This window comes from Frankia nepalensis, from assembly GCF_016786325.1.
GTDB lineage: Bacteria > Actinomycetota > Actinomycetes > Frankiales > Frankiaceae > Pseudofrankia > Pseudofrankia nepalensis.
Map to the genome: position 1 here is coordinate 1 of NZ_JADWYU010000180.1, position 21359 is coordinate 21359.

10 protein-coding genes are annotated in these 21359 nt (G+C 72.8%); 4 read left to right on the plus strand and 6 right to left on the minus strand.

Annotated features, from left to right (window positions below; translation table 11 throughout):
- The first annotated feature begins 148 nt into the window (after positions 1-148).
- A complete protein-coding gene (locus I6A81_RS27330; RefSeq protein ID WP_203003951.1) occupies positions 149-703 on the plus strand; it encodes a sugar O-acetyltransferase in 555 nt (184 codons plus the stop codon).
- Between the two features lie 54 nt (positions 704-757).
- On the opposite strand, the gene I6A81_RS27335 is transcribed toward I6A81_RS27330, so the two are convergent.
- From I6A81_RS27335 to I6A81_RS27350, 4 genes are all read right to left on the minus strand, one after another.
- Positions 758-1246, minus strand: a complete 489-nt coding sequence (locus I6A81_RS27335) for a hypothetical protein (protein ID WP_203003947.1) — start codon at positions 1244-1246, stop codon at positions 758-760.
- A complete protein-coding gene (locus tag I6A81_RS27340) occupies positions 1246-11049 on the minus strand; it encodes a DNRLRE domain-containing protein (RefSeq protein ID WP_238429394.1) in 9804 nt (3267 codons plus the stop codon). The genes I6A81_RS27335 and I6A81_RS27340 overlap by 1 nt, the downstream gene beginning before the upstream one ends.
- Positions 11050-11877: 828 nt before the next feature.
- Positions 11878-12696, minus strand: a complete 819-nt coding sequence (locus I6A81_RS27345) for a class I SAM-dependent methyltransferase (RefSeq protein WP_203003945.1) — start codon at positions 12694-12696, stop codon at positions 11878-11880.
- 121 nt (positions 12697-12817) lie between these two features.
- Positions 12818-13672, minus strand: a complete 855-nt coding sequence (locus tag I6A81_RS27350) for an SDR family NAD(P)-dependent oxidoreductase (RefSeq protein ID WP_307874949.1) — start codon at positions 13670-13672, stop codon at positions 12818-12820.
- A 415-nt stretch (positions 13673-14087) separates the two neighbouring features.
- On the opposite strand from I6A81_RS27350, the gene I6A81_RS46330 reads away from it, so the two are divergent.
- Positions 14088-14519 carry a hypothetical protein gene (locus tag I6A81_RS46330; protein WP_407661389.1) on the plus strand — a complete coding sequence of 144 codons (432 nt, stop codon included), beginning with the start codon at positions 14088-14090 and terminating at the stop codon, positions 14517-14519.
- 31 nt (positions 14520-14550) lie between these two features.
- Here the strand turns inward: I6A81_RS46330 and I6A81_RS45785 are convergent, their stop codons facing one another.
- Positions 14551-16053, minus strand: a complete 1503-nt coding sequence (locus tag I6A81_RS45785) for a toll/interleukin-1 receptor domain-containing protein (RefSeq protein WP_203003943.1) — start codon at positions 16051-16053, stop codon at positions 14551-14553.
- 58 nt (positions 16054-16111) lie between these two features.
- On the minus strand, positions 16112-17296 hold the full coding sequence (locus I6A81_RS27365) for a tyrosine-type recombinase/integrase (protein ID WP_407661390.1): 1185 nt from the start codon (positions 17294-17296) through the stop codon (positions 16112-16114).
- 325 nt (positions 17297-17621) lie between these two features.
- On the opposite strand from I6A81_RS27365, the gene I6A81_RS27370 reads away from it, so the two are divergent.
- Both I6A81_RS27370 and I6A81_RS27375 read left to right on the plus strand, forming a co-directional pair.
- The gene (locus tag I6A81_RS27370) at positions 17622-19358 is read left to right on the plus strand and encodes an ABC transporter ATP-binding protein (protein WP_203003941.1); all 1737 of its coding nucleotides are present in this window, start codon (positions 17622-17624) and stop codon (positions 19356-19358) included.
- Positions 19355-21334, plus strand: coding sequence for an ABC transporter ATP-binding protein (locus tag I6A81_RS27375; RefSeq protein ID WP_203003940.1), 1980 nt, complete (start codon positions 19355-19357; stop codon positions 21332-21334). The genes I6A81_RS27370 and I6A81_RS27375 overlap by 4 nt, the downstream gene beginning before the upstream one ends.
- The last annotated feature ends 25 nt before the right edge of the window (positions 21335-21359 follow it).

Here is a 21359-nt window from a genome sequence, read left to right on the forward strand (position 1 = left end):
CCGGGCCCCGCCCCCCGCCCGGGCGGGCGGGCCAGACTTGGCGTGGCGGGCGTCACCAGGCGCGCCCGCCACGCGACGAGGCTGCTGGGAGGCACAGGTGGGACAGGCGGGAGACGACGCGGCGGCGGCCGGGACGGCCCGGGTGGCCATGTCCGAGCAGAAGCGGCGGATGCTCGCCGGCGAGCTGTACCACGCGGGCGACACCCAGCTGAGCGCGGAGCGGCTGCGGGCCTCGCTGCTGCGGGAGCGGTACAACGCGACCAGCGCCAGCGAGCCCGCCCGGCGGGCCGCGATCCTCGCCGAACTGCTCGGCGCCGTCGGGGACGGAGTCGAGATCCTGCCGCCGTTCCACGTCGACTACGGCTACCAGACCACCGTCGGCCCGGGCACGTTCCTCAACACCGGCGCGGTGCTGCTCGACGTCGCCCGGATCAGCCTGGGCGCCGACGTGCAGATCGGGCCGAACGTCCAGCTGCTCACCCCGACCCACCCGCTCGACCCGGCGCTGCGCCGCACCGGCCAGGAGGCCGGGGAGCCGATCACGATCGGCGACAACGTGTGGCTCGGCGGCGGGGTCATCGTCTGCCCCGGCGTCACCATCGGCGAGAACTCGGTCGTCGGCGCCGGCGCGGTCGTCACCCGCGACCTGCCCGCGAACGTCCTCGCCGTCGGCAACCCCGCCCGCGTCATCCGCGCCCTGTGACCGTCGCCCGGCCGCCTGCCCGTGGCAACGGGTGAACAGCCTCCCGCCGAGGCGCTATTCCCAGAACTTCTCCCCGCCGCTGTCGAGATAGTCCTGAAGGAATTTCTCCAACGTGGGCCCGACGCCATACCAGTCCGGCCGGCCATATATCTCCTGCGCGACGAGGATCCGACGGGCGCCCTGTTCGGACGGGGAAATCGCGACGAGTTCACCGTCACCGAGGAACTCCGCGACGACGACGTCGTCCTCCCTGAAGTCCTCCGCGCGCTCCATGCGCTCGGCGCGTGTCCTTTCAGCGCTCTGCCGTGGGGAGAGGATGCGCAGGCCCCACTGGCCGTAGTCGATATCGACGAACAGCTTGGCGCTCCCGCTCACGGACCAGAGTTCAACGGCCTCGGTGGGCGCGCCCCCTTGGGGCCACGCGGAATCGATGTCCACCGGAGTGGCGGGCTCCTCGATCGCGCAGCCGAGGCGAAGCGCGCCGCCCGTCACCGCCCCGGAGTCCATGATCCTTCGGAATTCCGAGATCACGTCGGCGATCATCAGTATCCCCCCCACCATCTATTGAACTGCCTGTGATCCGAATCCCTGAGAACCGGAACGAGATTGTCGAAGTCGTTGGTGCCGCCGTACTCGCGAGGAACGATGTGATGAATGTCGTAGTCCGCCCAGCCTCCGGACGGGGTGGTGTATCCGCGATCATACCATTCCCGGATGAAGGCGCCTCTCTCGGTGCTTCCCCAGGACACGCGCTGATCCCGCGGAACCGGTGAGAGTCCCGGCCCCGGATCGGAGATCGGCCTCCCCGTACGCGGGTCGGTGATCTGCGGATACGGCTCGCCCCGCGAGTTGACGGTGGGCCCCGTCGACCCGGCGCCCGAGCCCTCGTCGGCCCGCGCCGCCGACACCGCGCTGTTGAGGTCGTTGCCGAACTCGGTGGCGCCCGCGGCCGCCACTCCGATACCCAGCGCCGCCAACGTGGCGCCGCTCGCGACGAGACCCGCGCCGGGCAGCGCTCCGACGCCGGTGGCGCTGAGCGCGACACCGCCCTCGATCATGCCGGCGCCTATGTAGGTCATCAGGACGCCCGCGCCTATCCAGGCCGCGTCACCTATCAGGTCGAGAAGCTCCGTCGGGTTGTCGGCGAGGTAGTCGATGACGTCGCCGGTCCCCTCGAGAAAGTCCCCGGCGCCGTCGACGACGGCGCCACCGAAGCCGACGATGGCGTCACCCACGCCACCGAAGACATCGCTGATGCCGCTGCCCAACGGGCCGAAGACATCGTCGGGAATGGGGTTGAAGTCGAGGATGGGCGAGATCTGCGCCGTCCCCGGGACGTACGGAGCCGCGCTGATGGTGGGTTGCGTTCCGGGAGCGGGCCCCGCCAGCGGGATCGCCCCGGTAGGCGAGCTGTTCACCCGGTTCACGAACGGGGCAGCCGCCGGCGGGGGCGCCGGGATCGGGCTGGCGGCCCGCCACTGGCTCGGGCTCGGGAAGGCGAACCCGGCCGAGGGCGAGACCGGCCTGGGCGGCGGTGGAGTGCCATGCGTGGCCGGACCGGGCCGGGGCGCGGGGCGTGGCGCCGGCGCCGGACGGGGCTTGGTCACCGGGCGTGGCGCCGGAGCCGGGCGTGGTGCGGCCACGGGACGCGGCGCGGGCGCCGGGCGGGGGGCCGGAGCCGGACGCGGCGCGGGAGCGGGCGGCGGCGGGGGTGGGGGAGCTGGGACGAAGACGGGCGCGGGCACCGGGGCCGGACGCGGTGGCGGCGCCGGCGCCGTGGGCACCGCCCGCTTGGTGGGAGTGGTGCTCTTGATCGGCGAGGTGCTCTTGATCCGGCTGGCGCAGGGGTCATCATTGCGCCGTACGCATCCCGATACCGTGGGACCCCCGGAGATGCCCTTGGCCGCGAAACCGCTCGCGTCGTTGTAGGCGAGTGGGTTCGCGTTGGCGTAGGTGTAGCGGTTCGCGCTGACGCTCCCGCTGAACGGGACGTCGGCGGAGTCGCGGGAGACGAACCCGCCCGTGCCGGGCGTGTACCAGCGGGCCTGCGCGGAGACCTTGCTGGTGGTCGGGTCGGTCCAGGAGCCCTGGTAGCCGACCCGCAGGGTGGCGCTGCCGGCGACGACGGGGGTGCCGAACGGGTCATAGGAGCGGTTGACGGTGAGGCCGGCGCCGTTCGTCGTGAAGGCGGCGACGACGTCGCCGTGGGCGTCGGAGAGGGTCGCCCAGTCGCCCGCGGAGCTGCCGGTGGCGATGACGTCGCCGTCCGGGTCGCGGGAGTAGGCGGCGCTGCCGTCGGCGACCGGTTCCTTCTCCAGCCCGGCATAGATGAGGCTGGTGCCGCCGCGGACCGCGAGGCGGTCCAGGCCGTCGTAGCTGTAGCTGGTCGAGCCGCCGCCGGCGTTGTCCGTGACCAGCCGGTCGAACGCGTCGAACTGGGTGGTGGTCGTCGTCGCGCCCACGGTGCGGGTGGCGAGCGTGCCGCGGGCGGTGTAGGCGTAGGTGGCGGTGCCGTCGGAGAGCAGCCGGTTGCGCTGGTCGTAGCTGGCGGTGGTGCCGTTGACCGAGGTGCGGTTGCCGGCCGCGTCCCAGCCGTAGGTGGTCGTCACCGACGCCGGGTTGGTCCACGACGTCAGCCGGTCGGACCGGTCGTAGGCGTATGTGTGGGTGCCCGCCCCGGCGACGGTTCCCGGGCTGACGGTCGTGCTGGTGCGGTTGTCGTTCGCGTCGTAGCCGTAGGTCTGCGCGCGCAGCGTGCCGCCGGGGCCGGTAAGCGTGTCCGACGTCATGCGGCCCAGGTCGTCGTAGCCGAAGGCGCGCACCGCGCCGCCGGACGCGTAGGTGATCGAGGTGAGCTGGCGGGCGTTGTCGTAGGCGAGGGTGCGGGTGCCGCCGGTGGCGGTGCCGGTGGTGGAGGTGAGGTCGCCGCGCGCGTTGTAGCCGAAGCTGGCCGAGGTGGCCGGGTCGTAGCGGCTCGTCATCCGGCCGTCGGCGTCGTAGCCGAACGAGGTCGTCCCGCCGTTGCCGCTGGTGCCGGTGACCAGGTTCCGGTCGTTGTAGGTGAAGCTCTGCGAGCCGTTCGGGTGGTTTGTCGAGGTGATCCGGCCGACCAGGTCGTAGCCGATCGTCCGGGACGTAGACGTCGAGCCGCCGCCGGAGCCGGACTCGGCGGTCAGCCGGCCGAGCTCGTCGAAGGTGCGGGTCCGGGTGACGCCGCCGGGGATGACCTCGGTGACGGGCAGCCCGCCGGCGTCATACGACACGCTCCACTTGCGGTCCGCGAGGTTCGGGTACGCCGTCGTGGACGCCTCGATGACCTCTTCCCCCAGGCCCAGGGCGTTGTAGGTGTAGATGACCTTGTTGCCCCGGCCGTCGGTCTGCCGGGTGAGCTTGCCGCCCTTGGCGTAGCCGAACGTGGTGGTGATCGTGGTGCTGGCGTCGACCGGTTCGACGACGCTGCGCAGCTCGCCAAGGGCGCCGTAGGTGGCCGTCGTCGTCCAGCCGAGCGCGTCCGTGACCGACGTCGTGTTGCCAGCCGCGTCATAGCCGGTCGACACCGACCTCAGCAGCGTGTTCGACGGCGAGTACTGCGCCGTGGACACCCGCCGGCCGGCCCGGTCGTAGGTGTAACGGGTCGAGCGGCCCAGCGGGTCGGTGACGGAGGCGATCCTCCCGGCCAGGTCGTAGGTGAAGGTGGTGAGCTGGTTGGCCTCGTCGCGTTCCTCGCTGAGATCCCCGGCGTCGTTGTAGACAGCGGTCCGTGAGGCGCCGGTGCCGACGTTGGACGGCCGGAGCACACGGACAAGGTCACCGGCGTCGTTGTGGTCCGTGTAGGTGGTGAAGGTGGCGGACGGGGAACGTTCCGTCTCGGTCGTCGCCCAGACGCGGTCCAGGTCGTCGTAGGCGAAGAAGAGCCAGGCGCCGACGGCGTTCACCGTCGTCACGAGGTTGTTCACGTCGTCGTAGAGGAACCGGGTCACGCCCGCCGCCGCCGATCCGACCTGCGGGTCCGTGACAGCGACGACTCGGCTCCGCTTGTCGTAGACCTTCGACGTCGTCTCGCCGCGGGGGTCGGTGTAGGTGAGCACGTTGCCGTTGAGGTCGTAGGTCCACGACTCGGTCGGCGTGATCGCGCTGCCGCCCGGTGGGGTGTACGGCTGCTGGGAGGTCTGCACTGCCCGGCCGAGGCCGTCGTACACCGTGGTGGTCACGTTGCCGCGGCCGTCACGGCTGTGGGTGGGCTCGCCGAAGGTGTTGTAACCGACGGCCGTGTACTGCGTCTGGTTCGTCGCGCTGCCGCCCCACTCCTCGATCGGCACCGCTGGCGTGGTGACCTGGCCGGTCAGACCGAACGGGTTGGTCGTCAACGTCGTGGTGTAGGCGGGGTCGGGCGGACCTCCGGGAACGTGGCCGCGCGGATCGGTGATGCCCGTGACGTATCCGCGCTGGTCGCGCTGGTAGGTGGTGACGAAGGTGGTCGTCCCGTCACCGAAGACGGTCTCCGACGTGATCCGGGAGGCGTTGTCGTAGGTGGCGTCGATGCGTTCCGTCGTCGGCGTGCCTGCGGCGCCCGACACCCTCGAGGTGACGTTGTTGTTCGCGTCGTAGGTGTAGCTCGTCGTCCGCGCGGCTGTCTGCGGGGCGAGCGTCGTCTGGGACAGCCGGGCGGCGGCGTCATAGCTGTGGGTGACCTCGCGCAGCCCACCACCCGTGATCGTGGTGATCTGGTTGCGGGCCGCGTCATAGCCGTGTTCCGCGAGCACGATGTCGCGGGCGCCGGGACCGGACAGCACGCCGTTGACGAGGTCCGGCGGCCGGTAGTCCTCGAGGATCTCCTCGCGTGGCAGGTCGTCGAGCCAGTAGGTGTAGGTGGTGGTGCGGCCCTCCGCGTCGGTGACGGAGGCGACCCGGCCGGCCGGGTCGTAGGCGCGGGACTCGACGAGCACGTCCCGGGGGGTACCGCCGGCGACCGGGTCGTCGACGAAGTCCTCGATGGTGGTCGTGGCGAGCAGGTTCTTCGCGGTGTAGGTATAGGCGGTGACGGTCCCGGTGGGATCGGTCGAGGTGGCGATGTTGCCGTTGTCGTCGTAGGTGACGGAGCTGGTCGCGTACAGCGGGGTGCCCGCTCCGACGGTGATCGCGAGTTGGCGGTCGGCGCTGTCGTATCCGTACGTCGCGGTCCGCGCCGTGTCGCCGCCCGTCGCGTCGGACACGGTGACCTGGATGACGTTGCCGTTGTCGTCGTAGGTGTAGGTGGTGACCGCCGTGTGCGTCGGCGAGCCCGCCGCGAGCGTGTTGACGACCGGTGGGGCGGTGGACTGCGCGACCCGGGACAGCTTGTTGTACGCGTACGTCGTTGTCTGGCCGGACGGGTAGGTGTCGGAGATCTCCTTCGCGGTGAGCCGCCGGCCCAGTTCGTCGTAGGTGTACTCGTGCACCAGTCCGGCGGGGTCCTGGTCGCGGCGCAGGCCGCCCTTCGCGTCGTATCCGTAGGTCGTGACCTTGCCCCGCATGTCGGTGTGCGAGGTCGGCAGGTCGCGGGGGATGGTGCCGCCCCCGATCGCCGGCTCCGCGCCGGTCGAGAAACTCCAGGTCGTCGTCCGTCCCGCGGGGAAGTCCGAGGTGGCGGGCGTCTTCTGCGCGACGAGGTCGCCGAAGGTGTTGTAGGTGAAGACGGTGGCGTAGGTGTTGTCGGTGGGTCCGCTGGACCGGGCGTCCCGGAACACCGTGACCAGGTCGTTGCGAGGGTCGGCGGGCGCGCCGGCGAAGTACGTGTAGTACTCGGTGTTCGTCCACAGGGTGCCGAACAGGTTCATCCGGATCGTGGTGCGGGCGAGGACGTTGCCACGGTCGTCGACCTGCAGGTGAACGACGTTGTCGTTCTCGTCCGTGGCCTGGGTGAGGAAACCCCGGTCGTTGTAGGTGAACCGGCGGTCTCCGGTGCCGTCGCGGCGTGAGATCAGCTGGCCGTTCTTGTACTCCCAGTCCTCGGCGTGCCCGCGCGGGTCGGTGACCCGGATCGTGGTGGTCGCGGTACCGCCCAGGTTGGCGAAGGTGGTCCGCTTGCCGGCTCCGTCCTCCCGCCAGGCGACGGTGCCGTCGAGGTTGTAGCCGATCGTCGTGTCGATGTTGCCGCGTGGCAGGGTGGTCTGCCCGAGCTTCCCGTTGAAGGCGTACGCGTAGGTCGTCGGGCTGGTGGTGTGCGGGGCGGTGACGGAGGTCAGCCGGTCGCCGTCGTACCCGTAGGTCCAGGTCAGCGCGCCGGAATGGGCGGCGACGGTCTGTGTGGACACGGCCGTGACGTGCGTGCCGGTCCAGGTGAGGTTGAGCTGCCGGGAGGTGGTGGCGTTCACCACCGAGACCAGCCGCGCGTTGCCGTCGTGGTTGAACGTCAGCGCCCGGCCGGCGACGTCGACGACCTTGGCCAGCCGCCCGTCGGAGCGGAACGTGTGCGCGGTGCCGGTCTTGTCGGTGAGCACGGTGGCGGCGGTGACGACGATGTCGTCGATCCGGCCGGCGCCGGTGGTCTCGGCGAACGGGCCGACGCGGCTGCCGTGCAGGACGGCGGGGTCGTTGGCGGACAGCATCTGGGTGTTGTTGCGCAGCACGCTGATCGCGGACCCGTTCGTGACCACGGTGATCGTGTCGGCGGCGGTGCAGCACAGCCCGCCGGCGCTGGTCGCGACCGTGGTCTCGACGCCGTCATCCCGTTTGACCAGCTGCCAGGTCCCGGCGCCGGGCTGGGCGACGAGCCGCCAGTAGTTGTTCGCGTCGGCGTAGCGGAACGCCAGCCCGAACCCGGCCTGGGCGGCCGGCATCTTGAAGGAGAACGAGCCGTCCGAGGCCGCCGAGACGGTCGTGAGGTTGCGGGAGCCCGCGGCGCTGGCCAGGTAGCCCGCGTTCCCGTTGACGCCCCACGTGCCGGCGCCGGTGTTCGTGCCCGTGCGCCACCGCTCGCCGTTGTCGGTGGTCCCGGCGCCGCCGGTGGAGTTCGCCCGGGTGAAGGTGTCGCGGTGCTGGTCGTCGATCATGGTGATCGACCCGAGCCGTCCTGAGCCGGTCGCGGTGGCGTACAGGCCGGCCCTGGTCGCGGTGGAGAACGCGACGTCGCTGGCGGTGCCGACGACCCGGTCGTTGCGGTAGACCGTGAGCGTCATCCCGGCCATCCCGACCGCGAACACGTCGTTCGCCGCGCAGCAGCCGCCCGCGATCGTGGTGACGTTGGTCTGCGTCCCACCGACCCGCTTGGCGAGGATCAGCTCGTTCGTCGACGGTTTGCCGTAGAGCATCCACATGTTGTCGATGTCCTGGACGCGGAACGCCACGCCCAGCCCGTCCTGCGCGACGGGGAGGGTGAACCGGATCGTGCCGTCCGCCGCCGCCGGCATCACCACCGCGTTGCGCCCCCACACCGAGGAACCGGCGAGATACGCGTTGTTGCCGTTGATGCCCCAGGTGCCATCGAGCACCTGCCACGACTCGCCGGTGTCGGCAACCCCCAGGCTGCTGGCGGAGTTCGGTTCGGTGAACGACGCGACCCGCGGCGACGGGGCCTGGACCAGGGAGAAGTAGCCGTCCTGCGAGTCGTAGGTGCCGTCCCAGTTCCGCCCGAACCTGCCCTCCCGGCCATCGGCGTAGCGCACGACGAGGTTGCCCTCACCGGCGTCGTCCGCCTTCGCGTTCATGTCCCAGGAGGAGCTCCAGCCCTCGCCGAACAGGCCCACATAGGGATTGCGGCTGTTGTAGGTGCGGGCGAGGGTCAGTTCGGGGCCCACTCCGGCCACCGACACGTCCGTGGTCGTCGACGTGTAGTTCCCGATGAGCGGGGTCACGCTCGCCACCGTCGGCACGTACGGGTCCCGGCCGAAATGCCGCGTCGTCGCGGGCGCCGCGACCTTGGTGGACAGCGCCATCGCGGGGGTCCAGGCACTCGACGCCCCGGGTCCGTCGGTCACCCGGCCACGCCAGTAATAGGTCTCGTTCCAGGCCAGCGCGTCGGGCGGCACCCTCCAGGTGGAACTGGAGATCGGCGACCCGCCCGAGTTCCAGCAGCTGCCCGAGTTCGCGTCCGCGCCGGTGCAGATCTGGAACGAGTACGTCATCGCCCCCGGCGACGAGTCCGGGTCGTACCCGGTCAGGCCCAGCACCGGCCGCAGCGTCGGCACCTGCTCGTTCACCAGCGGCGTCGAGCCCGTCACCTGGGGGGCGACGTCCGGCAGGGACTGGACCGTGGTGGCGAGCACCGGGACGGAGTGGTCGGAGAAGAACGCCGTTCCCCAGTCCTGCATGTCCCAGCGGATGACGTAGTTCCCGGCCGGCAGCGGGTTGATCGTCGCGACCACGTCGATCGACTGGCCCCGGTTCACCGTCGTGGGCAGGTTCGTGGCGTAGCCCTGGTACAGCACCTGGTTGGTGTTCGAGGCGTCGTACACGTGGTACGCCAGCTTGTAGTTGCCGTTCGCCGGCCACGCCTGCTGGCCCCTGTTGGTGACCCGGACCGTCATCTTGCCCGGCTGGCTCGCGGTGAGGTTCTGCGTCATGACGGGCGAGCCGCTCGGCCAGGCGTAGGCCGCGTCGTACGGCGACCAGGTCACCCACATCTGCGGCCGGTAGTCCGTCGACGGGTTCGACGGGTTGCACAGGCAGCTCGCCGAGTAGAACTCCTTGTAGGCCTGCCCGTCACTCTCCGAGGTGTAGATCGACAGGCCGTTCTCCGGCTTGCTGTTGGTGGCCCAGTCGTCCACGAGCTGGGTCAGCCGGGAGTCGGCGAACGTCTCCCAGGCTCCAGGACACGCCGTCCCGTTGCTGTGCGCGAAGCTCTTCTGCGCGACCACCCCGCCGGTCGACGCCCCCGGCCAGGTCATGGTGGTCCCGTTCCAGGACTGCGTCACCTCGCGCAGGGAGACCGGGTACGGCGTGCAGGCGTTGGCCGACAGCCAGTTGTAGAGGTTGACCTGGACGCCGAGCACGTTCGCGTAGTCCATCGACGCCGGCAGCGGGAACTTCACGTAGCTGCGGACGATGTCCGAGTTCGGTGGGTAGTACCCGCTCTTCAGCGTCCACTGCGAGCCGTAGGTCTGCGACGGCTGGTGCGACGAGACGTAGGTGTCGTCGGTACCCGGATACAGGCGGGTCAGCGTCGGGTCGACGCGCACCGGATAGACCCGCTCGGGCGCGTCCAGCCACGCGCCGTCGATCTCGACGCTCAGCGAGACCGCGCCCTTCTCACCCTCGACCAGGCGGTAGGTCACCCCGGTCGACGTCTCGCCGGTGCCACCGGGGCCGGTGGTCGCCGAGTCCTGCATCCACCCGTGCGGGATCACCGCCCGCGCCTCGCCGCCCTTGTCGGCCAGCAGCACGTTGCCGAACTCGTCCAGGCTCGGGGTCAGCCCCTCCAGGGCGAGCGGGAACGTCCAGGTCCGCGGCGCGTCCGCCGACCGCAGCACGATGATCTCTTTCAGGCCCTCCGCGGTCGTGTAGAGCTCCAGGTCGGCGGAGTCCCGCACCTCGGGGAACGTCGCCGAGAAGCCCTTGACCGCCGCCGGCGAGGCGGCCGCGCCGTCCAGCGAGAAGCCCACCGACAGGCCGTCGCCGACCGTCAGCCAGCCGAGCCGCGCGTCGTCCGCCCGCCCGGCCACCTCCACCGGCAGTGCCGTCGCCCGAGCCCGGAACCGGCCCCCCTGCCCGGCCACCAGCGACGTGTCGATGTCCACCCACGCGCCCCGGGCGTCCCTGAACCGCTCGGGCACCAGCGACTGTTCCGCGGTGAACGTGCCGTCGGGGTTGCGGAACACCGCGTTCTTCTCGTTCCAGGCCTCGGGCAGCGCCACCCGGCCCGACAGCGCCTCGTCCGGCTCCCTGGCCGCCGCCGGCAGCTCCGGCCGGGGCATCCGCACCTCCGCCGGGCGCGCGCCGCCGTTCTCGGCACCCGGCTGGCCGGCCTGGGGCGTCGTACCGGGCTTGCCGCCCGCTGGCGGCTGTGGGTATGCGGCCCGGTGGGGTGCCACCTCGCCGGCCGGCGGCCGCGCCCCCGGAATCGCCGGAACCAGTTCGTGGACCTTCGCCGGATCGGGCGCGGTGACGGCCTGGGTCGCCTCCGTCGGCACCTCGTGGTCGCGCCCGGCGGCGCTGCCCGACACGGACTCGGGCAGCTTCACGTCCCGGAACGGGTTCTCCAGCGCGATCGGCCGGATCTTCGGCTCGGTCTCCCGCCGGATGACGACCATCGCCACGACGACGATGACCGGGACCAGGCAGAGCGCCAGAATCCGCAGGCGGCGTCGCGGGAGCCGCGTCCGCGACGAGCCGGCGGGGTGAGGGGCGGGGGAAAGCTTCCGGCCTGGCATCGATACTCCGTACGGGTTCCGTGGGGTGCACGAAAGCCCACCCGGCCTTGGGCACGGGCGCGAGAAAGAAACGCCGGCCAAGGCCAGGTGGGTGGCGGAGAAATCCGCTGCCCACGGTTGGGCGGCGGCACGATCCGGCGACTGCGCCGGTGACCTGCCCGGTTCCGCCGAGTGCGGCGGCAGTGGGCAGCGGGAGACAGCGTGAAGGCGGAAGGGGACGTCGGGGCCGTTGTGCGTTGCGCACGGGCCGGCGCCGGCGGGGAACCGGGGCCGGTCCGAGAAAAACCTTCGACCACGGACTGTGGATCCGCGGTCGGCAGGATCCCACACGGAGTTTCTGGCTGTAAAGCCCCGTGCGGGGGTGGCCGGCAGACCGCGCAGTGGACCCGTGCACATGCCCGGCGTGCGCTGTGCTGTCAAGAGGTATATAGGTCCGCCCGAACACGCCTGATCATCTGGGGAATGCCTGCCGCGCAGGCGTCCCGCGGCATGCCGGAGGTTGTCGAAGCGCAATTACTCTGATTACGGTCATGTAAAATCTGTGCGCGCGCTGTGGGTTCGCTGTGCACCTGCCGGGCCGCTCTGCCATAGTCCTGGCTCGGCGACCGTTTCCAGAACTGCTTCATTTCTGATCGGAGACCTGTTCCATCCAGGCGACCAGAAAGATTGTCGGGCCGGGCCGACGCGAGTAATGCCCGCCGGGCGAGTGGCATACAGGCGCGCCAGAAGGAGCCGGTGGGCGGCGAATTCGTTTGTCGCGACGCAAGAAAACCCGCGCGCACAGGCGCGCGGAATCCGGACCCCGGGCAAATGGCCAGCCGGGCCCTGTCAGGGCTTGGCGGCGCGCAGCGTGAACAGCAGGGGAACGCGGGGGGCGCCGGGCGGGAAGCGGTAGAGGCCGTCGTCGCCCTGGACCAGGGTGTCGAACCGGTCGGTCATCGTGAAGTCGTGCTCCTGGAGGGACTCCAGCAGCAGCCCGGCGCCGACCACCGCGGAGACGACCGCGCCGAGGGTGTGGTGGTACTCGACCGTGACGTTCGCGTCGGTCTCCGCGTCCGGGTCGGCGTAGCTGCCCTCCTCCTCCCAGACGTGCGGACCGTGGTCGAAGTAGTCGAGGACGAAGGCGTTGCCGGTGTCGTCGTCGAGCACGCCCTGGATGGGGTGGACCTCGGCGAGGTAGAGGAAGCCGCCCGGGGCGAGCAGCCGGGCGACCGTGTCGGCCCAGCCGGCGAGGTCCGGCAGCCAGTTGAGCGCCCCGATGCCCGTGTAGACGACGTCGAACGTCTCACCGGCGAGCGCCTCGGGCGCGTCGTAGACGTCGGCGACGACGAACCGGGCCGGCAGGTCGAGCTCGCGGGCCAGCGCGCGGGCCGCCTCGATCGCCGGGGCGGAGAAGTCCAGCCCGGTCACCGTCGCGCCGCGGTACGCCCACGACAGGGTGTCCTGGCCGAAGTGGCACTGCAGGTGCAGCAGCCGCAGGCCGGTGACGTCGCCGACCTCGGCGGTCTCGAAGCCGCGCAGCACGTCCGGGTGCGCCCGGAACCCGTCGATGTCGTAGAACGCGCTCGCCAGGTGCAGCGGCACCCGCTCGTCCCACCAGGCCCGGTTCGACCCCTCCGGCACCCGCCGGTCACCCAGCTGCGTCACCCACGTGACGCTAACGCCCGAAGCGGCGGATTTCCTCTGGTTTTCCCCCGGGCTGCCCGCGCCCGGACGCTTCCGGGTCGGCCGCGGCCGACGGCGGGCCCGGGGTGCCAGGGTGGTGGCGCTAGCCGGGCAGGCCGACCCGGGTGGCGGAGTACTCCCACAGCTCGCGGGCGAGCGCGTCGTCGGTGGCCCGCCCGGACACGAGGCCCCGGCGCAGGGACGTGTACCGGTGCAGGTAGGCGCCGTTGACGGCCTCCGGGTCGGGCCGGGTCGTCGCCGCGACCAGCGGGCGGGCGCCGCCGGGTGGCAGCCGGGCGCCGATCGCCAGCAGCGGCCAGCTGTAGAAGGTGCGCACGAACCAGCTGTCGCGGCCGAAGCTGGTCACCACCACGCCGGGATGCACCGCGGTGGCCGTGAGCCTCGCGGGGTCGGACCGGCGGGCGAGCTCCCGGGCGAACAGGATGTTGGCCAGCTTGCTCGCCGAGTAGGCGGCGAACGACTGGTAGCGGCGCCGGGTGAAGTGCAGGTCGGCCAGGTCGAGACGGGCGAACGCGTTCGTCACGCTGCTCGTCACGACGACGCGCGCGCGGGGCGCCTCGGCGAGCTGGGGCGCCAGCAGCGCGGTGAGCAGGAACGGTGCCAGGTGGTTGACCTGAAAGGTCAGCTCGTTGCCGTCCTCGGTCGTCGTCGGCCCGGGGAACAGGCCGCCGGCGTTGTTGAGCAGCACGTCGAGGCGGGGGCAGGCGTCGGCGATCTCACCGGCGGCCCGGCGGACGTCGGCGAGCCGGGCGAAGTCGGCGATGACCGGCAGCGCGCCGGTCTCGGCGGCGATGGCCTTGGTCCGCTCCACGTTGCGGCCGACCAGGACGAGCTGGGCCCCGAGCGCGGCGAGCTGGCGGGCGGCGGCGGCGCCGATCCCCGCGCTCGCCCCGGTGACAACCACGGTCTGCCCGGCCATCGGCGCCTCGCTGCTCACTGCCCGCCCCGTCTCCCCCTGCCCGGGCCCGCTGGCCCGGGTGTCTTCGTGGTCATGGCCAGGGATACCAGGCCCGCGAGCATCCTTCCACCCGCAGTCGCCTCCCCGACGCAGGTCCCGCGCCGGTGGCCGTGGTCGTCACCGCGGCGGGCGCCGGCGACGGTCCTCCAGGGGAGGCGGACCCCGCCCGCGGGGACCTCGTCCGCCCACGCCCGCCCACGCGCCGGTGGTGTGATGTCCATCACACGATGATCGATATGTGGACAGCCCTGTCGATAACACGGTGGGTAACTGGGGGGCGCCTGGGGACCATGGGGCCGTCCCCTGGGGATTGCCTGTGGGACCAGGGCCATCCCGCCGACAGGCCGGATGTCAAGGCGTTGAACGCGCCGCGACGATCGGTATCACTGGGTGCATGGCCCTGCTGCACCGGCTCCGCCGCCTCGACGAGACGACCCCCTTCGACGACGACGCCCCCGCCCTGACGGACCCCGGTGCCGCGGCCGTCGACACGCCGGGTGCCGCGCGGACCACCGCGCCCCGGGCGCGGTCGGCGACGCCGGCCGGCCTGACGCCCCCCGGCCGGCTGCTCACCGCCGCGCCCCGGTCGGCGCCGGCGGGCCACCCCGCGGCGCTGCCCCCGAGCGTCGCCCGGGTCGCCGCCCGCACCCGGCTGTCCGCCGAGCTGCTCGCCGCGATCCTGGAGGTCGACGCCCGGCAGCGGGCGACTCTCGACGACATCGAACGCGCCGACGCCCTGGCCGACCGGCTGCTCGCTCGCCGCGCCGCCCGCCAGCGCGCCGTCGTGCCCCGCCCCACCGCCCGCGACGTCCGGCTCGCCGGCTGACCCGTCCCGCCGACCGGTCCGGGCCGAGGCGTCAGCGGGTGGCCGCAGCCGCGGCGGCGTCCGTGCGCCACAGCACCGTGGCCTTCCCGGCGCAGGCGGCGGCGAGCAGCGCGCCGTCGTGGGAGAACGCCAGGCCGTGGACGGCGCCGTGCCTGCCGGCCAGCGCCGCCACCGGCTTCGGTGCCTCGGGGGCGGCCACGTCGAACAGGCGCACCGCCCCGTCGGCGCCGCCGGTCGCCAGCCACCGCCCGTCGGCGGTGACGGCGAGCGCCGTGACCGCCTTGCGATGCCCGGTCAGGTCCGCGACCGGCTCCGGCTGGGTCGGGGTGGTGACGTCCCACAGCCGGGCGAGCTGGTCGCCGCCGGCGGTCGCGAGCAGCGTGGGGGACAGGAACCGGACGGCGTGCACCGCGTCGCGGTGCGCGGCCAGGGTCGCCAGCCGGGTCGGGCTCGCCGGGTCGGCCACGTCCCACAGCAGCACCGACCGGTCGTCACCGGCGCTGGCCAGGCGCCGTCCGTCCGGGCTGAACGCCACCGCCCGCACCGCCTTGCGGTGCTCCTTGAGGGCGACGAGCAGGCTTCTCGTGCCGGAGAGGCGGGTGTCCCACAGGGCGACGACCTTGTCCTGCCCGCCGCTGGCGAGCAGGGTCGCGTCCGGGCTCAGCGCGACGGCGAGGATGTAGTGGCCGTGGCCGCCCTGGGCGAACACCTCCTCGGGCGAGGACGGGTCGGTGAGGTCCCACACGCCGACGCGTCGCGCGTCGCCGACGACCGCGAGCCGGGTGCCGTCGGCACTCGTCGCCATCGACCGGACCCACTCCTGGTTGAACCGGGAGCCGTACTCGATCTCGGCGAGCGGCGCCGGCCGCGCCGGGTTCGCGAGGTTGAACAGCCGGACCCGGCCGTCCTGCCCACCGGTGACGAGCACCCCACCGCCGGCGGGGAACTCGACGGCGCGCACCGGGGAGCGCGCGTCCGCCAGTTCGGCGAGCAGCTCCACCCCGCCCCCGACCCCGGGCGCCGGCCGCTCGGCGGGCTCGACCGGTGGGGCCGGTTCGACCACGGCCCGCTCCGGCGCCGGGGTGGCCGCGGCGGCGGCGACACCCGGCGCGGCGAGCTGGCGGCGCAGCCACTCCCGGGCGACCGGGAGCTCCAGGCCGAACAGGTCGAAGGAGACGATCCGGCCGAACAGCCCCGGCCGGCGGCAGTCCTCGACCCGCGCGGCGACCAGGCGCGCGGCCGGCACGTCGTCGAGCGCGCCCCCGGGCGGACCGTCGGTCGCGCCGGCGGCGGCCAGGTAGGAGTCGGACAGGACGACGAGCACCTGGTCGGCGCGCCCGGCGGCCGCCGTCAGCGCCGCCCCGGCCCCGCCTGGGGGCGCGGCGGGCAGCGGCTCGGCGGTGACCCGGCGACCGGCGTCCTGCAGCTGCCAGACCAGCCAGTCGGCCCACTCGCGGTCGGCCTCGACGAACGAGACCACGAGGTCCCAGCGGACCCCGCCTGGGGATGCGCCCACCGCGCCCGGGAAAGTCACCCGTCAAGCCTTTCACGGCCAGGCGGTTGCGTCCGCACCGACCGGGGCGAGCGGCCGTTCACAGGCCGACGCGGCCGGACGGGTTGTCCCGGTCGAACAGCCGGCCGGGCCGGACGTAGCTGTCCAGCGACGAGGCCGACCGCCACCGGCCCTGCCGCATGATCGCCCGGTCCGAGGCACCGGCGCGGGCGGCGGCGGTCGCGAACCCGGAGCGCAGCGAGTGGCCGGCGAAGTCCGCCGGGTCCAGCCCCGCCGCCTCGGCGCGGCGCTGCACGATCCGGGCCACCGACGACGGGTGCAGCCGGCCGGCGCCGACGGCGCCGTGCCGGTTGACGCCGCGAAACGCCGGCCCGCCCGCCAGCGCCGCGGCGGCGGCCCAGGCCTGCCAGGCGCGCACCGGGCAGGTCTGCCGGTAGGAGCCGTAGGCGACGCCGACGAGCGCGCCCTCCCCCCGCTGGTCCGTCTTCGACGACCGGATCGTGAGCACCAGGCCGTCGGCGGTGACGTCGATGTCGGCGACGTCGAGGCCGACGAGCTCGGAGCGGCGCAGGCAGCCGGCGAACCCGACGAGCAGCAGCGCCCGGTCCCGCGCCGCCGCGAGCGCCGCCGCCCGGCCGCGCGCGGCCGCGCCCGCGTCACCGGCCGGGCCGCCGGGGCCCTGGTCACCGGCGGCCTGGTCACCGGCGGCCCCGGCGGCGGGGTCCGCCGCGGCGCGGGGCGGCGGGTCGTCGATCGCGGCGAGCACCCGGGTCAGCAGCGACGTCTCCAGCGCGGCCTTGCGTTCGGGGCGCGCGCCGTGGATCCGGCGGATGCCGTCCCAGACGGTCGCGACCTCGGGCGAGGCCGCCGGGTTGGCGGCCACCCGCGCGAGCTGGTGGGCGACCGAGATCGCCGCCAGGCGGCGGCGGATCGTCGACGGCTTGTAGCCGGCGTCCGCGAGCGCCGCCAGGTAGCCGGCGACGGTCAGCGCGCTCGCCGGCACCGCGACGGGCGCCCCGGGCTGCGCGGCGCACCAGCCGCGGAAGTGCCGCAGGTCGGTGTCGTACGCCTTCCACGTGGAGGTCGCCCGCGCCGCCCGCGCGTACTGGGTCACCCGCTCGGCGAGCGCCTCCGCCAGCTGTCCGTCGCCCGCGCCGCCCGCTGTCACGTCGGCGGCGAGCACCGGAAGCCGGTCAGGATCCGCGGGGTCCGGCTCGGCGGCGCGGCGGGCGGGCTCGTCGGCGGGGTCAGCGAAGGCGGCCACCCGTCGATCTTGCCGGGCGCGCATCGCGCTGACAACGCCACGGCCCCTGACCGCCGCCACCGGGACCAGGTCACCCCTTCGGGCGCCGTCCCGGTCGCGTCGCCGGCGGCCCGACACGCGGGGGGACCTGCGCGCAACGCCACCGTCGGGCCACGGGATACCGCTTTGACCTCACCTGGGGTTCAGACCGTAGTGTCCGGCTGTACCGACGGGCCGGCCGCTGGTCGTCGGAGCCATCTGGGACCCTTGCCAACGGCGGTGGACCCGCGGGGCCCACCCGGCCGGCCGTCGCGCCATCGTCACCGCCAAGGGGGACCGCCGCCGCATGCTGATCCGACTCCTGCGCGCCCATCTCGGGCCCTACCGCGCGCAGATCACGATGTTGGTCGTGCTGCAGCTCGCGGCGACGTTCGTCATGCTGGTCCTGCCGACCCTGAACGCGGACATCATCGACCACGGGGTCCTCACCGGCGACACCGGCTACATCCTGCGGATCGGCGGGATCATGCTGGCGATCACCTTCGGGCAGATCGTCTGCTCCGCCGGGGCGTCGTTCTTCGCCGCCCGCGCGGCGATGGCGTTCGGCCGCGACATCCGGGCCGGCGTGTTCGCGCGGGTGCAGTCGTTCTCGGCCCGCGAGGTCGCGCACTTCGGCGCCCCGTCGCTGATCACCCGGGCGACCAACGACATCCAGCAGATCCAGCTGCTCGTGCTGTTCCTGTTCTCCCTCATGGTCTCGGCGCCGATCATGTGCGTCGGCGGGATCGCGATGGCGATCCACCAGGACGTGGGCCTCTCGACGCTGCTGGTCGTCGTCGTGCCCGTGCTCGGGATCATCATCACCCTGCTGATCCGCAGGATGGTGCCGCTCGGCCGGGCGATGCAGGAACGGCTCGACACGGTCAACCGGGTGCTGCGCGAGCAGCTGACCGGGCTGCGGGTGATCCGCGCGTTCGTCCGCGAAGACCACGAGCGGGCCCGGTTCGGCGTCGCCAACGCGGAGCTGACCGACACGTCGCTGCGGTTCGGCCAGCTGATGGCGCTGCTGTTCCCGCTGGTGTTCGCCACGGTGAACGTGTCGAGCATCGCCGTCCTCTGGTTCGGCGCGCACCGCATCGACTCCGGGTCGATGGAGATCGGCGCGCTGACGGCGTTCCTCAGCTACCTCATGCAGATCCTCATGGCGATCATGATGGGCACCTTCATGCTGATCATGATCCCGCGGGCGGAGGTGTGCGCCGAGCGGATCCACGCGGTCCTGGCCACCGAGAGCTCGCTGCGCCCGCCGCCGGCGCCGGTCACCTCGCTCACCCGCCACGGCGACCTGGAGCTGCGCGGCGTCGGGTTCCGCTACCCCGGCGCCGAGGCGCCGGTGCTGCGTGACATCAGCCTGGTCGCGCGACCGGGCCAGGTCACCGCGATCATCGGCTCCACCGGGTCGGGCAAGTCGACCCTGCTGTCGCTGATACCCCGGCTCTCCGACGTCAGCGACGGGGCGATCCTGGTCGGCGGCGTCGACGTGCGGGAACTCGACCCGAAGCTGCTCGCCGAAACCGTCGCGCTGGTGCCGCAGAAGCCGTACCTGTTCACCGGCACGGTGGCGTCCAACCTGCGCTACGGCGACCCGGACGCCACCGACGACGACCTGTGGCACGCCCTCGAGATCGCGCAGGCGCGCGAGTTCGTCGAGGGAATGCCCGAAGGGCTGGCCGCGCCGATCACGCAGGGCGGCACGAACGTCTCCGGCGGGCAGCGCCAACGCCTCGCGATCGCCCGCGCGCTGGTCCGCCGCCCGGAGATCTACCTGTTCGACGACTCGTTCTCCGCGCTCGACTACACCACCGACGCCGCGCTGCGCGCCGCGCTGACCCGCGAGACCGCGGCGGCGACCGTGGTGATCGTCGCGCAGCGGGTCGCGACGATCCGCGACGCCGACCAGATCATCGTCCTCGACGAGGGCCACGTCGTCGGCGTCGGCACCCACGCCCAGCTGATGGCCGGCAACGAGACCTACCGGGAGATCGTGCTCTCCCAGCTCACCGAGAAGGAGGCGGCGGCATGACCGGCCCCAGCGGCGGCCGCCCGGTGCCCGGCCAGCGACGCCCTGCGGCGCCCAGCGGCCCGCCGATGGCGCGGATGATGATGGCGGGCGGGGCGGTCGACAAGTCGAGCGACTTCAAGGGCTCGACCCGCCGGCTCGCCGGCCTGCTGCGCCCGCAGCGCCGGCTCCTGTTCGTCGCGCTGCTGCTCGGCGCCGCCTCGGTCGCCCTGGGCGTCGCCGGCCCCCGGCTGCTGGGCCACGCCACCGACCTCGTCCTGACCGGCGTGTTCTCCAGGAACGTGCCCGAGGGGGTGACCAAGGAGCAGGCCGTCGCGGCCCTGCGCGAGGGCGGCCACGGCACCCAGGCCGACCTGCTGGACTCCCTCAACGTGACCCCCGGCACCGGGATGGACTTCGACGCGATCGGCGCGGTGCTCGCCTGGGTGCTCGCCGTCTACCTGTTCTCGCTGGTGTTCGCGGTGGCGCAGGCGCGGCTGACGAACACGGCGCTGCAGCGGATGCTGTCCCGGCTGCGCACCGACGTCCAGGAGAAGATCACCCGGCTGCCGCTGCGGCACTTCGACTCCGAACGGCGCGGCGACGTGCTGTCCCGGGTGACCAACGACATCGACAACCTCGGGCAGAGCCTGCAGCAGTCGCTCGCGCAGTTCACCCAGTCCGTCCTGATGATCATCGGCGTGCTGGCGATGATGTTCTGGATCTCCTGGGAGCTCGCGCTGATCGCGCTCGTCACCGTCCCGGTGACGATGCTCGTCGCGGCGCGGATCGGCAAGCTGTCCCAGCCGCACTTCGTCAACCAGTGGCGCACCACCGGCCACCTCGGCGCCCACATCGAGGAGATGTACACCGGGCACGCCCTCGTCCGGGCGTTCGGCCGGCAGGAGGAGTCCGCGGCGACGTTCGCCGAGCAGAACCAGAAGCTCTACGAGGCGAGCTGGCGGGCGCAGGCCCTGGCCGGGCTCATGCAGCCGACGATGATGTTCATCGGGAACCTGAACTACGTCGCCGTCGCGGTCGTCGGCGGCCTGCGGGTCGCCTCCGGGGACCTGTCGATCGGCTCGGTGCAGGCGTTCATCCAGTACTCCCGGCAGTTCTCCCAGCCGCTGACCCAGCTCGCCTCGATGGCGAACCTCGTCCAGTCCGGCGTCGCCTCCGCCGAGCGGGTGTTCGAGCTGCTCGACGCCCCCGAGCAGGGCCCCGACCCGGTGGCCCCCGCCCGGCCCGGCGAGCTGCGCGGCCGGGTGGAGTTCGAGCACGTCGCGTTCCGCTACGAGCCGGACAAGCCGCTGATCGAGGACCTGTCGCTGGTCGCCGAGCCGGGCCACACGGTCGCGATCGTCGGCCCGACCGGCGCGGGGAAGACGACACTGATCAACCTGCTGATGCGGTTCTACGAGGTCACCGGCGGGCGGATCACCCTCGACGGCGTCGACATCGCGACCATGTCCCGCGACGAGCTGCGGGCCGCGACCGGCATGGTGCTGCAGGACACCTGGCTGTTCGGCGGCACCATCGCCGACAACATCGCCTACGGCGCGGACGGGGCCACCCGCGAGCAGGTCGTCGCCGCGGCCAAGGCCGCCCACGTCGACCGGTTCGTGCGGACCCTGCCCGACGGGTACGACACCGTCCTCGACGACGAGGGCACCGGGGTGTCCGGCGGCGAGCGCCAGCTCATCACGATCGCCCGGGCGTTCCTCGCCGAGCCGCAGATCCTCATCCTCGACGAGGCGACCAGCTCGGTCGACACCCGCACCGAGGTGCTCATCCAGCGGGCCATGTCGACGCTGCGCGCCGGGCGGACCGCGTTCGTCATCGCCCACCGGCTGTCCACGATCCGCGACGCGGACACCATCCTGGTGATGGAGAACGGGGCGATCGTCGAGCAGGGCACCCACGACGAGCTGCTCACCGCCGGCGGCGCCTACGCCCGCCTCTACCGCTCCCAGTTCGCCCAGGCCGTCGCCGAGGTCTGACCCGAGGCCGACGGAACGCGGTTCC